At 37.9% G+C, this 13,491-nt stretch carries 12 protein-coding genes, 7 tRNA genes and 3 pseudogenes; 7 read left to right on the top strand and 15 right to left on the bottom strand.

What is annotated here, in order from left to right; translation table 11 throughout:
- Window positions 1–11: 11 nt before the first annotated feature.
- Window positions 12–647: an FMN-dependent NADH-azoreductase gene (locus tag NSU13_RS02710; RefSeq protein WP_342489827.1), complete on the top strand. Its 636-nt coding sequence runs from the start codon at window positions 12–14 to the stop codon at window positions 645–647.
- A 211-nt stretch (window positions 648–858) separates the two neighbouring features.
- Entirely contained in the window at window positions 859–1,587 is a 729-nt protein-coding gene (locus NSU13_RS02705) for a glycoside hydrolase family 16 protein (protein ID WP_046313988.1), read from the top strand.
- A 43-nt stretch (window positions 1,588–1,630) separates the two neighbouring features.
- On the opposite strand, the gene NSU13_RS02700 is transcribed toward NSU13_RS02705, so the two are convergent.
- A complete protein-coding gene (locus tag NSU13_RS02700) occupies window positions 1,631–2,032 on the bottom strand; it encodes a MerR family transcriptional regulator (RefSeq protein ID WP_008346757.1) in 402 nt (133 codons plus the stop codon).
- 218 nt (window positions 2,033–2,250) lie between these two features.
- Here NSU13_RS02700 and NSU13_RS02695 point away from each other — a divergent pair, with 218 nt between their 5' ends.
- Window positions 2,251–3,300 (top strand): NAD(P)-dependent alcohol dehydrogenase, encoded by a 1,050-nt coding sequence (locus NSU13_RS02695; RefSeq protein ID WP_202739414.1) that lies wholly within the window; start codon window positions 2,251–2,253, stop codon window positions 3,298–3,300.
- A 340-nt stretch (window positions 3,301–3,640) separates the two neighbouring features.
- Window positions 3,641–4,102 (top strand): CarD family transcriptional regulator, encoded by a 462-nt coding sequence (locus tag NSU13_RS02690; RefSeq protein WP_139336392.1) that lies wholly within the window; start codon window positions 3,641–3,643, stop codon window positions 4,100–4,102.
- Between the two features lie 277 nt (window positions 4,103–4,379).
- Here the strand turns inward: NSU13_RS02690 and NSU13_RS02685 are convergent, their stop codons facing one another.
- The 3 genes from NSU13_RS02685 to NSU13_RS02675 all read right to left on the bottom strand — a co-directional run bounded on the left by NSU13_RS02685 (window position 4,380) and on the right by NSU13_RS02675 (window position 7,005).
- On the bottom strand, window positions 4,380–4,583 hold the full coding sequence (locus NSU13_RS02685; RefSeq protein ID WP_003214229.1) for a cold-shock protein: 204 nt from the start codon (window positions 4,581–4,583) through the stop codon (window positions 4,380–4,382).
- A 361-nt stretch (window positions 4,584–4,944) separates the two neighbouring features.
- The gene (locus NSU13_RS02680) at window positions 4,945–5,322 is read right to left on the bottom strand and encodes a hypothetical protein (protein ID WP_342489826.1); all 378 of its coding nucleotides are present in this window, start codon (window positions 5,320–5,322) and stop codon (window positions 4,945–4,947) included.
- Between the two features lie 786 nt (window positions 5,323–6,108).
- Window positions 6,109–7,005, bottom strand: a complete 897-nt coding sequence (locus NSU13_RS02675) for a LysR family transcriptional regulator (RefSeq protein WP_342489825.1) — start codon at window positions 7,003–7,005, stop codon at window positions 6,109–6,111.
- A gap of 135 nt (window positions 7,006–7,140) precedes the next feature.
- Between NSU13_RS02675 and NSU13_RS02670 the strand changes: the two are divergent.
- The 3 genes and pseudogenes from NSU13_RS02670 to NSU13_RS02660 all read left to right on the top strand — a co-directional run bounded on the left by NSU13_RS02670 (window position 7,141) and on the right by NSU13_RS02660 (window position 9,381).
- Window positions 7,141–7,539: pseudogene (locus tag NSU13_RS02670) on the top strand (PaaI family thioesterase).
- A 36-nt stretch (window positions 7,540–7,575) separates the two neighbouring features.
- Window positions 7,576–8,055 carry a GNAT family N-acetyltransferase gene (locus NSU13_RS02665; RefSeq protein WP_342489824.1) on the top strand — a complete coding sequence of 160 codons (480 nt, stop codon included), beginning with the start codon at window positions 7,576–7,578 and terminating at the stop codon, window positions 8,053–8,055.
- Between the two features lie 54 nt (window positions 8,056–8,109).
- Window positions 8,110–9,381, top strand: coding sequence for an MFS transporter (locus tag NSU13_RS02660; RefSeq protein ID WP_342489823.1), 1,272 nt, complete (start codon window positions 8,110–8,112; stop codon window positions 9,379–9,381).
- A gap of 30 nt (window positions 9,382–9,411) precedes the next feature.
- Here the strand turns inward: NSU13_RS02660 and NSU13_RS02655 are convergent, their stop codons facing one another.
- The 11 genes and pseudogenes from NSU13_RS02655 to NSU13_RS02605 all read right to left on the bottom strand — a co-directional run bounded on the left by NSU13_RS02655 (window position 9,412) and on the right by NSU13_RS02605 (window position 13,448).
- Complete coding sequence (locus NSU13_RS02655) at window positions 9,412–9,540, bottom strand: hypothetical protein (RefSeq protein ID WP_342489822.1); 129 nt, start codon at window positions 9,538–9,540, stop codon at window positions 9,412–9,414.
- Window positions 9,497–9,661: pseudogene (locus NSU13_RS02650) on the bottom strand (tetratricopeptide repeat protein); the annotation flags it as partial. The pseudogene NSU13_RS02650 and the gene NSU13_RS02655, both read right to left, overlap by 44 nt.
- Before the next feature lie 69 nt (window positions 9,662–9,730).
- Window positions 9,731–10,595, bottom strand: a pseudogene (locus NSU13_RS02645) (bifunctional lytic transglycosylase/C40 family peptidase); the annotation flags it as partial.
- Between the two features lie 107 nt (window positions 10,596–10,702).
- Window positions 10,703–10,786, bottom strand: a tRNA-Leu gene (locus NSU13_RS02640).
- Between the two features lie 48 nt (window positions 10,787–10,834).
- Window positions 10,835–10,917 (bottom strand) — tRNA-Leu (locus NSU13_RS02635).
- Between the two features lie 7 nt (window positions 10,918–10,924).
- Window positions 10,925–11,000, bottom strand: a tRNA-Lys gene (locus tag NSU13_RS02630).
- A gap of 31 nt (window positions 11,001–11,031) precedes the next feature.
- Window positions 11,032–11,106: transfer RNA gene (locus NSU13_RS02625), tRNA-Gln, on the bottom strand.
- A 20-nt stretch (window positions 11,107–11,126) separates the two neighbouring features.
- Window positions 11,127–11,198, bottom strand: a tRNA-Glu gene (locus NSU13_RS02620).
- Between the two features lie 9 nt (window positions 11,199–11,207).
- Window positions 11,208–11,298: transfer RNA gene (locus NSU13_RS02615), tRNA-Ser, on the bottom strand.
- 4 nt (window positions 11,299–11,302) lie between these two features.
- A tRNA-Asn gene (locus NSU13_RS02610) sits at window positions 11,303–11,377 on the bottom strand.
- Between the two features lie 223 nt (window positions 11,378–11,600).
- Window positions 11,601–13,448 carry a sigma-54-dependent Fis family transcriptional regulator gene (locus tag NSU13_RS02605; RefSeq protein ID WP_342489821.1) on the bottom strand — a complete coding sequence of 616 codons (1,848 nt, stop codon included), beginning with the start codon at window positions 13,446–13,448 and terminating at the stop codon, window positions 11,601–11,603.
- Window positions 13,449–13,491 lie beyond the last annotated feature (43 nt).

Genomic DNA, 13,491 nt, shown 5'->3' with positions numbered 1-13,491 from the left:
AGAGAAACATTATGAGTACCCTTTTATATATTACCGCACACCCAAGCAGTCCTTCTGCATCATACAGCTTAACTGTTGGAGAAGCATTCATCAGCGCCTATCAAGAAGCACATCCAGAAGATCGAATCATTCGCCTTGATTTATATAAAACAGACATCCCGCAAATTGATCAAGATGTGATTGAATCTTGGGCAAAGCTTCAATCTGGACAATCATTTGATGAATTACAGCCAGATCATCAGAAAAAACTAGAGGCCCTTGCACATTTGCTTGATCAATTCTGTCAGGCCGACAAGTACGTGTTCGTCAATCCTATGTGGAATTTTTCACATCCACCTGTCATGAAAGCCTACATTGATGCCATTTGTATGCGCGGTAAAACCTTTCAATATACAGAACATGGACCTATTGGACTATTAAATAACAAAAAAGCAATTCACATTCAGGCATGCGGGGGCATCTATACGACCGGACCCCAGCAGGACAAGGAAATTGGCAGCAGACACTTACAAACCGTTTTAAACTTCATTGGTGTAACTTCCTTTGACAAGATCTTCGTAGAAGGCATGTCTTATACACCCCATTTAGCCGAAGAGATTAAAACAGCGGCAGTTGATCAAGCTAAAGAAAAAGCAAAAGTTTTTTAAAATAAAAAAGGTCAAAAACTCAACTATCCTTTATGAGTTTTTGGCCTTTTTCTGTTTATACCATTCTCTTTCATAACTTCTCATAAAAGAAGAGAAGAATCTAGCAAAAAGTCTCCTTTAATATCATATATTAGACCGATTTTCCCTTTTGAAAAAATCATGTATGATCAATAAAGAAAGCGCTTCCATAAAAGGAGAGGAGAATGCGAATATGTACCGTATGAAACGAATGTTGATGCTGCTTGTCACTGGATTAGTCTTGAGTTTGTCCACATTTACAGCTGGTGCCTCGGCACAAACGGGTGGATCGTTTTATGAACCTTTTAATAACTATAATACGGGGTTGTGGCAAAAAGCCGATGGATACTCGAATGGAAACATGTTTAACTGTACGTGGCGTGCAAATAACGTGTCGATGACCTCATCAGGTGAAATGCGTTTATCGCTCACAAGTCCCGCCTATAACAAGTTTGACTGCGGAGAAAACCGCTCCACACAAACTTACGGCTACGGGCTGTACGAAGTCAACATGAAGCCAGCCAAAAATGTGGGGATCGTCTCTTCTTTCTTCACTTATACGGGACCGACTGATGGCACGCCTTGGGATGAGATTGACATTGAATTTCTAGGAAAAGATACAACAAAGGTACAGTTTAACTACTATACCAATGGTGTAGGAAATCATGAAAAGATCGTCAACCTTGGTTTCGATGCAGCGAACTCTTATCACACGTATGCATTTGACTGGCAGCCAAACTCTATCAAATGGTATGTCGATGGACAATTAAAACATACCGCCACCACTCAAATTCCTCAAACACCAGGGAAAATTATGATGAACCTGTGGAATGGTGCAGGTGTCGATGAATGGCTCGGCTCCTACAACGGTGTTACCCCACTCCACGCACATTATAACTGGGTGCGTTACACAAAAAGATAACTCTATCAAAAAAACCTGTGATTTTTCACAGGTTTTTCTTCGTTTAATTAGAATGAGTTTTCAGCTGATGAGCGAGTTTTTTCTCATGATTGTGGATAATATCTTCATAACTTTCTATTTTGAAATCCAATCGTTTAATGGTCTCTTCGATTTCCTTTTGTTTTTGGACGAGTCTTTCTCGTTCATTGACCAAAATGTTTTTTCGCGAAGATAACGTATGATCATCATCCTCAAAAAATAAGGCTGTATATTCTCTAAGCGCATCAATCGAGAGCCCTGCATTTCTCATACACTTGATAAATTCGATCCATTGAAGATCATCCTCCGTATAATCACGAATCCCATGATCGTCACGTTTGATTTCCCTAATCAAACCAATATTTTCGTAATATCTAAGTGTCGCAGTGGATAAATCGAGCTGTTTTGCTGCTTGTGCTATTTTCATTGTGCCCTCCTTCTTTCTCTTACCTTCCGATCTCCCTTTCCTCATCATCTCCATTTTGAAAAAGAAAGCAAGATGCTTTTGGCTCAATTCTTGATATCAAGAATGTTGTAACGCCTGAATTTATTATTAAAGAAGGTTTTCTGTTGACTTATAGTTCACTTTAAGACGTACAGTATAGAGGAAAGAATCGAATCTTATTTTTGAAAGGATGATCAAGAATGTGTCAGACGCACCAATCAAACGTTTTAAGTGTATCACATGCCAAAGCAAACTTTGAACGGACGACCATTGAACGAAGAGCGCTTCGTCCACATGATATTTTAATTGATATTCAATTTAGCGGGATCTGTCATTCAGATATCCACAGCGCTTTTGATGAATGGGGCGGCGGCATTTTCCCGATGGTTCCAGGTCATGAGATCACTGGAGTCGTGGCAGCTGTAGGGGATGATGTGACGAAGTTTCAGATCGGAGACCGTGTGGGCGTTGGCTGCTTTGTGGATTCCTGCGGCACCTGTGAATATTGTCAAAATGGAGACGAGCAGTATTGCACAAAAGGAGTCGTCCAAACGTATAACAGCCGTGACTATGACGGGAAGCCGACTTATGGCGGCTACAGTCAAAAAATTGTCGTGACTGAACGATTTGTCGTCAGCATTCCTGATCAACTGCCCCTTGATGCCGCAAGCCCTCTTCTCTGTGCTGGCATTACAACTTATTCACCATTAAAGCACTGGAAGGCAGGTCCTGGCAAGAAGGTTGCTATCGTCGGAATGGGCGGGCTCGGCCATGTTGCTATTCAATTCGCGAGTGCTCTGGGCGCTGAAGTGACAGTATTGAGCCGCTCTTTGAATAAAAAAGAAGAAGCACTGTCATTTGGCGCAAAAGACTATTTTGCTACAAGTGATCCTGATACGTTTCAGACACTAGCTGGTCAGTACGACCTTATTCTCAATACGGTCTCTGCCAACATTAATGTGGATGCCTATTTGTCCTTACTCCGTGTAGATGGAACCTTGGTGAACGTCGGTGCACCGCCTAAGCCGGATCAATTCCACGTCTTTTCATTAATTTCTGGCCGCCGCAGCATAGCTGGTTCACTCGTTGGCGGCATCCAAGAAACACAAGAAATGCTCGATTTCGCAGCTGCTCACAACATCGCACCACAAATTGAAGTCATCAACGCTAATCAAGTTGATGAAGCGTATGAACGGGTGCTGAAAAGTGATGTGCGTTACCGGTTTGTGATTGATATTTCGACATTATGATCGGATTCTATTTTGAAAGACTGGCTCAATGGCTGGTCTTTTTATATTGCAGCTATTTAACATAATTTCCTCACAAACAGCTGTTTACGTTTGAAAGACTAGGATGACGGATATAAAGGGTGGAGTCCGAGCAGTAATTGTGGATATCCTGTTTTTCTTATAGCGAGGAGGATATGTTCAAATTAAAAAAATCATATCAAAAATTTCCACAAAATAACCTCTCTTTTTTAGAACAAAATTTGTTGACAACAAATAAATAAACATGTTATTATTAAAAATTTGATTATTTAACCCCTAAGTGTGGTACCCTTAAAGTAGATACATTATGGAGGTGGATGATATGTTTCAAATTGGTGATAACATTGTTTATCCAATGCACGGAGCAGGTATAATTGAAGCCATAGAAGAAAAAGAATTCTCTGATGAAAAACAACAGTATTATGTGATTAAAATGGCAATCAGTCATATGAAAGTAATGATTCCAACACGTAAAATGTCAGGTTCACGTATTAGACCTGTTACAGATATACTGGCTTTAAAGGATGTAATGCACATTTTCCAGCATGGCAAATCAGATCAATTACTGACATGGAAAGAACGGCATACAATTAACACAAACAAAATAAAAACGGGTAACATCCAAGAAGGTGCTGAAGTTGTGCGTGATCTGATGCGTATGAAGAAAGAGAAAGCACTCAATGCAAGTGAAAAGAAAATGCTAGATGATGCCCATGAATTTTTGCTAAGTGAATTAGAAGTCATCAAAGGGATCACAGAAAAGCAAATCAAAAGTTTCTGTTAAGAACCTCTTCCACACTCACCATTTTTGAATACATGTTCTCTACGGACATTTCCATCCTGCAATTTATTAAAGAAAAAAAGAATTTATTTAGGCAAATTCCGCATATTGTAAATCCAATATGCTATACTGTTGATAAACCTTTGAAGCATGAATTTTTTTACGATTACCTTGTAACATCTCCCTACTTGTACGCTGAGTAGGGTTTTTTATTGAAAAAATGCGTGAAAGCATAAAAAAACAGGCTCTCTACAGAGAACCTGTTTTAAAAGGATGAAGATTAAGCAGTTTTTTGAACGTTAGCAGCTTGAGCTCCACGAGAACCTTGCTCTACGTCAAATGTTACTTTTTGACCTTCGTCTAAAGATTTGAATCCGTCACCTTGGATAGCTGAGAAATGTACGAATACATCGTCGCCTTCTTCACGTTCGATAAATCCAAAACCTTTTTCTGCGTTAAACCATTTTACTGTACCTTGTTCCATGTTTGTTGCCTCCTCGTGCGTATACCACACAATGTATTATACTATCCTTGCCCAAAGTATCCTCAAGACGAAAAGTCTTTCTTCATGCTATCCTTTACGCCGAACAAAAATAATTATTCTTATTGTAACACGAATCGGAAATAATTGCAATTTAGGATTTAAAAGGACAAAATCAACGATCATACTTACTTTTGTTCTTCTCTAACTTTAAGATATTTCTTCTACAAAATGGGCGTTCAATCACGAAAGGATTAAACAAGTTCATCACGTCAATCCATTTTTCAGACATCTTTCAGTTTTAGTTAAAAGTGAGTAATAACGAAACATCACTGTATTCTTAGAAATTGATGTCATTTTTATTTTAGTTAAGATTAGCATCTTTATTCCTATCAATTCTTAAAGTTACTATAAGACTAGCTACGCTGGCTAAAGTTCCTGCAACAGAAACAACAATTGTCAAAAAATCTGGAATAAGAAATCCTATTGGAATGAGCCCTAGAAAAGATAGAACAATAAAACATTGATAAATACCAGATATAGTTCTCACAATCAAATGACTGAAAAAAGACATCACTAACGGAGGAATGAATAAACATACCATTATTCCAATTGATATTATTAAGATGTGAGGCTGATCAAATGAAATGACATTATCCCCAGGGGAATTTTTGGCAGCCACTAGCAAAATAACTATAGACATCATGAAAGTAAGTAAAACTAGAGAAAACCTTTTTATCATGTTATAACTCCTTTGGTTGATCTTATGCTACTTAATTACTTTTTATCAAATTATCTCATTATCACCTTTATTTAACAATATAAAAGGTGAAAGGAAACTAGAAGCTGAATAAAAGAGCTTATTCAGTTCTTTTATGGACAACAATCGATACATCGATTGTATGCTGGGTGGAAACGTGCCCATGAAAGCTTATTTTCATTACACTCCTTATATTCATTTAACATCATTTCTATACGTTTATATTAATTATGTTTAAAAAATGGTGAGCCAAAATAATGAACATTCGTCCTACCTATCGAAGTACAAAGAGAAATGTATAAACAAATACCTTTTGAAAATACATTCAGTATTGATGCAGATCATTCTCCTTTTTTCACAGGCAGAGACTCTGACAAAATATTTAAACGAAATAGCTACTCTCTGAAGCATTAAAAGTCTTAATATTATTGAATGGTTTTTAGCTTATAAAATAAAAGTTGGTTGAAGTGGCAATAGAAGTGAGCTTTTGAATCTAAGCAAAAGAAGAGTAGACCCAATGTCTACTCCATTTCTTTTCCTTTATTTAATGTAAGACTTAAAATGATGCATGATATTCTCCAAGATCAAACAATGGCTTGATCTCTTTTTTTATGAAAAATAAACAAAATCCATCCCGAGCTTGGTGCAATTTCTATTAGAATATCTATGCTTACCGGTTCTTTCATACTACTTATTAAACAAACGAATCTGTTAATTTAAATAAAATAACTTACCATCTCATTACACTTTAAGAGACTAAGTGTTCTCCTAACATGACCAGTCTTTTGCATGTTTCAACGTAATATCAATAAACATGGATAAAGCTGGGGAAACCCACTTATTCTTATGATATGCAATTTGGGAGAAAATCTGTTTAAAATTATCACCACAAGGAATAACCTTTAACTTCTCCTCCTTAATTTCATCATTTACAGTCATTAAAGGTAAACAAGCAATTCCAAGCCCGCTCATTACACAACGTTTCATCGCTTCAATACTCCAAAGCTCCATCGTGTTGTAAGGGACGATTCCACGTTCCAGGAGGTATTCTTCACACAATTTCCTATAGCTACATTCTTTCTCGTTGACAATCAAACAATCGCTTAAATTCTGTTTTTCATACCTTTCGCCTGAAAAATTTAGTGAACAATCTGGGCTTCCAACAAGGACAATAGGTTCATCTAACAATGAATGGACAATCAAATCAGAATCCTGCAATGGTGGCAACATGACAAACGCAATATCTGCATCACCATTAAGTATTGCTCTTTTGTTATCTCCGCAGTTAGCGTTACTTAAAATGATGCTTACATGAGGAAACTTCATTCTGTATTCCCTTAAAATTGGCTCTAAACGATATACTGTTAAAGACTCAGGAGCAGCTATTTTTATCTCTCCCCGAATATCCTTCTCTTCAATTGCAATGTTTTCAATTTTCCCATAGGTTTCTAACATCTCGTATGTATAGTGCAACAACTTCTTACCTATATCTGTCACTCTTATCGCTCTGCCCATTCGATCAAACAAAGGTGCACCTAAATGCTCTTCAAGTGCTTGAATGTGTGATGTCACCGTTGATTGAGTGTAGCCTAAGTGTTCGGCTGCTTGTGTGAAGCTCCCCATTTCAATGACCTTTTTAAACGTTACAAAATGTCGTATCTCCATGATTTCACCCACTTTTATTTTTCTTTTTCTTCTATAGTATCAAAAAAATCAATGGATAATTTCACAAACTTCAATTTTACTAATATTTAGTTACACTTTAATGTTTAAGTAGGATAAGGGAAAAGGAGGCTTTATTTGAAGACAATATTGGATGCACTTCAAATTGAAATTGTTGAAGTATCAAATGAAAAGGTTATGGCAACGATGGCTGTTCATGATGCAACCAGACAACCCTTTGGACAGCTTCATGGGGGAGCTTCTGTTGGTCTTAGCTGAAACTGTGGCAAGTGTAGGCACATGGAATCTCTTAGATATGGAGAAAGAATATGAGTTGGATTAGAGATTAACGCAAATCATATACATGGAAAGAATGAAGGAATCGTGAAAGCAACAGAGGCACCCATCCGTAAAGGGAAAACAACCATGGTGTGGGAAATTAAGATTACAGACGAGCAGAAAGACAAGCTTATTTGTATTTCTAGATGTACAATGGCTGTCATTAAAATAAAGAAAGAAAACCTTAATTCTAAATAGAATTACCTTTATATACATATTAGGAGGAGTTAATAAATGATTACGGTTTACGACGATCAATATAAAGAAGAAGTCATTAATTTAATATTGTACATTCAAAATGTTGAAGCAGGTGTTGGAATTAGTATAGAAGAACAACCAGATATTCTGGATATTCCATCAAATTATATAAATGATGGGGGGAACTTTTGGGTGGCATTAAACGATAACGGTGAGGTTATAGGCTCTATTGGTTTACAAAAGAAAACCGACGAGATAGCCATACTAAAGAAATTTTTTGTTTATAAAGACTATCGAGGCAAAGAACTTGGGACAGGAAAAAAGCTTTATGAAGCTTTGCTTGATTTTGCAAAGAATCAAGGATTTTCTAAGGTGATTTTAGATACCCCATCTCAAGCGACTAGATCACACAGTTTTTATAAAAAGGTAGGATTTAAGAAGATTACAAAAGAGAATTTACCCATTAAATATGACTATCCTGATCGCGATTCATTTATTTTTTTACTAGAACTATAACTCAAGTATAGAAAAGAAGTTATTTTTTATAAATAGGTTAAACGGAGGGTTAGTTTGAGGGATAAGATAACATTGTTTTGTTTACTAAGCACTGTATTACTTGGAGTGATGAATAGTTTTTTCTTTCATATAGCCATTGTTCCAATTTCAAAAGACTTAAATATCTCTATAGCTTTCAGCAGTTGGTTTATCTTAGGGTATACAGTTATGGTTACAATTGGCTCAATAGTATATAGTAAGCTCGCTGAAAATATTCAGTTAAAAAAATTATATCTAATCGCTTTAGTTATGTTTGTTTCATTCTCGATTTTGGGATATTTTACGAATAATTTTTATTTCCTTATTTTATGTAGACTAGCACAAGGGGCTGGAGGGGCAGCCTTTATATCATTAACAATGGTTGCAGTTATGGATGTACTTGATCGATCATTATTGCCAATAGGTCTAGCTTTTATTAGCTTTGCTATGGCCTTGGGATCAGGTCTAGGTCCTTTACTAAGTGGTATTCTCCTTTCTCTAACTAATTGGCACATATTATATTTATTTATGAGTTGTGCAATTATTTTTATACCCATTTTATATCTCACTTTTCCAGAAATAAATTTAGAAAAAAAGAGTCCATTTGATTGGCTGGGAATGTTCTATTTAATAATGTGTATCCTCTTTTTATTATGTGCCTTGAACATTAGTTTTCTTTTTATTGTTTTGTGTATTATTTTTTCTCTATTATTTATTCGCCATATCAGCATTATTTCTTATCCAATTATTAATAAAAAGATATTTAATAATTCATCTTTTGTTAGAATAACTGGTCTCAGCTTTTTATTATTTTTATTGCTGGGAGCAAATGTATTCCTTCTCTCTTATATATTTTCATCTATTTTAAAATTAAATTCGATACAGTCCGGAGGGATACTTTTTATCAGTTCTTTAATGGGAGGTATGGCAAGTATAGTAATTGGGAAGAGGATAAGCAACAAAAATGTTAAAAATCTCTACAAAATAGGATTATACATTTTTTCAATAGGTTATTTAATTAGTATTTTCGATTCGAAGATCCTCATAGCATGTATTTCAACAAGTATTTGTTGCTTCATTGCTTTTTCTCTTGTACAAATTGCTTTAAACTATCTTTTAGACTCCGCACTTAAAGAATCCAAGAAAATATATATTGGTATTTTTAATTTGTGTAATTTTATTGGTATGAGTATTGGGGTAGCACTTTTTAGTAAATTAATAATTATGTTCAATATAAATATTTGCTTTGTTTTTTTATTAGCGACCGTGATTATAAAAGGATTTATTTCAAATAGAACAACTGACTAAAAAGGAAGAGGTTAATCAATCCTCTTCCTTTTACGCACCAACTCGATCTGCGGCAATTTTGAAACCACCATTTGAAGCACCATTATTATCTGAAAAGTGAGTAAATGCTAAGATGCTACTTAACACCATTACTGTCAATAGAATTCGGCTGATCTCCATTTATAATCTCTCCTTTCTTTATTTTTCGCCTCGCCTCAATTCTAAAACGATAATATTCATTTGATTGCTCTAAATTTCCCTGATGATGAAAGTAATGTCCAATTTCAGTAGCAAAATTTTCCTGTCAGTAATATTAATAACAAACAAGACAAAGCCCATGCAATATGTGTTTTCATGTTTTCATTCCTAGTTATTTAATTCGTCCAAAAGATACAAGGTGATCTCTCCAATAAACTGATTTCAGATCAGAATATTGGATTCGACTGTCATTTGAATGAAACATTCTGCCATTGCCTACATAGATGCCAACATGAGTAATGGCTTTTCCTTCATATGTGCCACCAAAGAACACCAAGTCACCCACAGTCGCTTCTTTTTCACTTATTTTCTTTGTTGCCCCATGTTGTTCTTGTGATGTTCTAAAAAGAGTGATTCCAGCTTTCGCAAAAGACCACTGAACAAGGCCCGAACAATCAAATCCAGTTTCGGATTTGAATCACCCCAGGCATACGGTTGCCCTTCATATTTCAAAGCTTCCTTCATGACCGTTTCATAGAAATCCATAGAACCATTCACAGGCTTCACATTTTTATCAGAGCCTTTTACATACCTCATGACATGATTAGCAAAGCTCGGGTCACCATAGCTTTTCCAGCCCATTTTAAAAGCTTGCAATCGGCTAAAAGCGAGTGCCAGTTTCTTTGTGTATTTCCCGCCATTCTTTTTCACATAGTCTATAAATCCAGAACCAAAGTTGTATGCCTGTAAAGTTAAACGAATCACCGCCAGCCTGTTTAAAAACCTTCTTAAAATGTTTAATGCCGACTTCAATCGAACGTTCTGGGTCAGTTATGGAGTTGGGAGGTAAGCCGATACTTTCAGAACTTTGCATGATATCTAAAGAACGCCCACCACTTTCTTGCATGGTGAGCGTCATAAAATAATATTCACTTGATCAAAAACACCTTCCTGACGGGCATACTTCTAAAATACAGCTCTAAATCGTTCGCCCTCCGGTGCAATCCAACCGTTTCATATTCGCCATCCCCACCGCCTCCTACTTTAGTGAAATGGTTATAACCACTATTGCATGCGGTGAATAATAAATATTTCAGTCTAAACAAAAAAATACCAAAGGTCTAAACCCTTGGTATTTTTGAAATGCGGCCGAGAGGACTTGAACCTCCACGGGTTATTCACCCACTAGGCCCTCAACCTAGCGCGTCTGCCATTCCGCCACGACCGCGTGTATGATGTGCTCATATATTGATAAGTGCACTGTTTGAAAAAACAATGCGGGTGAAGGGACTTGAACCCCCACGTCATAAAGACACTAGATCCTAAGTCTAGCGCGTCTGCCAATTCCGCCACACCCGCGTGACAATGGTGAGCCATGAAGGACTCGAACCTTCGACCCTCTGATTAAAAGTCAGATGCTCTACCAACTGAGCTAATGGCTCATCTGCTATGCAGAAAAACATATATAAAAAATGGCTGGGCTAGCTGGATTCGAACCAACGCATGACGGAGTCAAAGTCCGTTGCCTTACCGCTTGGCTATAGCCCAACGAATCAAAAAACAAAACATGACCCGTACGGGATTCGAACCCGTGTTACCGCCGTGAAAGGGCGGTGTCTTAACCGCTTGACCAACGGGCCATACAATAATGGCGGAGAAGGAGGGATTTGAACCCTCGCGCCGCTTACGCGACCTACACCCTTAGCAGGGGCGCCTCTTCAGCCACTTGAGTACTTCTCCATTATGGCTCCGCAGGTAGGACTCGAACCTACGACCGATCGGTTAACAGCCGATAGCTCTACCACTGAGCTACTGCGGAATAATAAGACATGTTTCATTATATCTATGCCAGAAAAATGTGTCAAGAATTTTTAAGTGTTTCATTCCTGTCTCATTAGCGACGGCTTTTATAATTTAACATATACTAATATAACAGTCAAGCCTTTCTTCCTTCCTTTTTGTTTTCTGTTTAGACATGACAGAAAGACCCCGACCTCTAATTGAAAGACCAAGGTCTCCTTGCTGCTGCGCTCTCTATGGGTTCATGACAGCTTATACTTCCGCATCCACTTGTAAAACGTGCTTCTAGGCACCCCTGCTGACCTCGCAGCTTCTGACACATGACCTTTCGTTTTGTGCAGTGCTTCTATCACTGTTTGCTTTTGAATGCGTTCCCTTAGCGTGAGTTCTTTTGGATTCTCGGTATATTCTGGTAGATGCAACTTCTGCTTTTTCTGATCCACCGTCTCTAATACCGCCGCATATTGCGATTCACCAATCCATCCTCCTTTAGGAAACAGTACCCTTATATGTTCAAACAGATTAAAAAGCTCTCGTATGTTTCCTGGCCAATGGTACGCTTCCAGCTTACGAAAAAAAGATTCAGGAAATGTCGCATTCCATTGGTGTTTCTTTTGGTAATAACGATATAAATCAACAATGTCTTCTTTTCTTTCTCTAAGCGGCGGGATGTTGATTGGATAGACATGAAGACGGTAATACAAATCTTCACGTATTTTTCCTTCCTTCAGCAGTTCGTTCATATTCCGGTGTGTCGCTGTAATGATTCTAATATCCAAAGGGGTTTCGTGTGTCCCGCCGAGCGGTACGACTTTTCTTTCTTCAATGACCCTAAGAAGCGCCACTTGCATCGCATAAGGGATTTCGCCTATTTCGTCTAAAAAGAGTGTTCCTTTTTGCGCCTGTTCAAATTTCCCCTTTGCTCCATGACGTTTTGCCCCTGTAAAAGCCCCTTCCGCATAACCAAATAGTTCGCTTTCTAACAGGCTTTCAGGTATGGCTCCGCAATTCACGGCAATAAACGGTCCTTTATGTCTTTCACTAGCTAAGTGAATCGCTCGAGCGGCCAGTTCTTTCCCTGTACCTGTTTCTCCCCAAATATAGACATTTGCATCTGTTTGTGCCGCTCGTTTCAATTCGCTGAGCGTCTGCTGAAATGCCGTACTTGTTCCAGATTCCCCGGGAAATTGAGCAAAAGAAACGGTTATATTGCTCTTCGCTGCTTCTTCAAGAGAAAAAGACATCCCAAGCAGCTTTCCGTCTTGTTCTGACTGAATAATCTGCTTGTCCCGTGTAACAAATGTATCGTCCATGAGCAGCTCAACATCCATTCCATACCAGTCTGAAAATCGGTCTCTAATCGGCTTACTTGCCAAAACAATCTGCTTTTTCTCATTACAGACAACATACGGCTCGTCCGCTTCTACCTGTTGGAGACAATGACTGATCAGCTCCATCTCTTTTCTTTTTTGCTGGACCTGAATTTCTCTCTCTATGGCATATGCAACTGTTGAAGCCATTCCAAGCATAAAAGGATGCCTTTGATCCGCCATACAGGAGATATCAATGACTCCTATGATCGTGCCGTCTGCATCACGAATAGGGGCCGCTGAACAACTCCAATGGTGGGAAGCGACTGAAAAATGCTCAGTTCCGTTGATCGCTACAGCTTCCCCAATGACTAGTGCCGTTCCAATAGCGTTCGTCCCCACATCGGCTTCGGTCCAGCGCGCACCCTCCATAAAGTTTATTTTTTTCGCTTCTACCAGCGTCCTTTGGCTTCCTGTCAGACTTAGCACATAACCATCTGCATCGATAAGTAATGCCATCATGTCAGATTCTTTTAATTGCTGACTGATTTTATTTAAGTAAGGAAGAGCGGCATTTAGAAATAGTGAGTACTTCTTTTTTTGAATACTGAATAATTCCTTTTCTAACAACGACTGTCCTTTATCTAAATACGGGTTCACATTTGCTTGTTTACATCTGTGCCATGACTCCATCACTCTCTTATCCAGACGAGATCTATCAAGCAAACCTTCACGAACAAAACGTTTCCAAGTATTTAAATAGCAAGGCGTCGGATTCATTCCATCCTCTCCTCTGGGGGCTTTTTATCCATTATAGATAATT

The sequence above is a fragment of the Bacillus sp. FSL M8-0049 genome, from assembly GCF_038593355.1.
Classification (GTDB): domain Bacteria; phylum Bacillota; class Bacilli; order Bacillales; family Bacillaceae; genus Bacillus; species Bacillus safensis.
This window is presented reverse-complemented; position numbering and strand designations above follow the sequence as displayed.